This is a genomic window from Streptomyces tropicalis, assembly GCF_029269835.1.
Classification (GTDB): domain Bacteria; phylum Actinomycetota; class Actinomycetes; order Streptomycetales; family Streptomycetaceae; genus Streptomyces; species Streptomyces tropicalis.
Genome location: NZ_JARJBB010000101.1, coordinates 1 through 621 on the forward strand (window position 1 = coordinate 1; position 621 = coordinate 621).

Annotated in this window: 1 protein-coding gene and 1 pseudogene; both read right to left on the reverse strand. The window is 75.8% G+C overall.

Annotation, left to right across the window (positions count from 1 at the left end):
* Nucleotides 1-363: pseudogene (locus P3H78_RS33200) on the reverse strand (hypothetical protein); the annotation flags it as partial.
* The coding region (locus P3H78_RS33205) for a hypothetical protein (RefSeq protein WP_276112883.1) at nt 360-621 on the reverse strand (262 nt) is incomplete at its 5' end. The gene P3H78_RS33205 and the pseudogene P3H78_RS33200, both read right to left, overlap by 4 nt.

Here is a 621-nt window from a genome sequence, read left to right on the forward strand (position 1 = left end):
GCCGGTGAAGGTGTCCTGGTCCGCGGCGTCGTGCCGATAGACGTCGTCCCACCAGTCCTTCGCCGGCGGGGCCGGGGCGGGGGCGGCGGCGGGGGCAGGCGGAGCGGCGTCCGGGGCGGGCGCCGGTTCCACCGGCCGGTCCACGTCGAGGTCCAGGTCGACGTCGGGCATGGTCGACGCGGCATCGGGTGGCGGGTCTGGTTCGGCGGCCGGGGCCGGGATCGACGGCGCCGTCGACGTCGCCAGGACGTTGTCCAGGTCCGCCAGGAAGTCGTTGACTTCGCGGACCGGACCCTTCGGCGACTCCGCCTCCGGCGCATCGCCGACCGTTGGGGCCGCAGCTTCGACCTGATCGGTGCTCATGCCGCGCGCACCCCCCACCGCGCAATCGCGCGGACCATCGCGGCACGCGCCATTTGCTCGTCGAGGGCGGGGGCCGTGGGGTCGCCGCCCTTGATCACGGTCAGGGTCGGTCGGCGCGGCGCCCAGTCGAAGCCAGCGGGCAGCTGGTCCCCAACCACCTGGCGGACGTCGACGGGCGCCTGGGCGGCGCCGGTCGGGATGGACCGGGGGTCGATCGCCGGGGTCCGCGCGCCGTAGTACGTCACCGTGCGCGGCTGG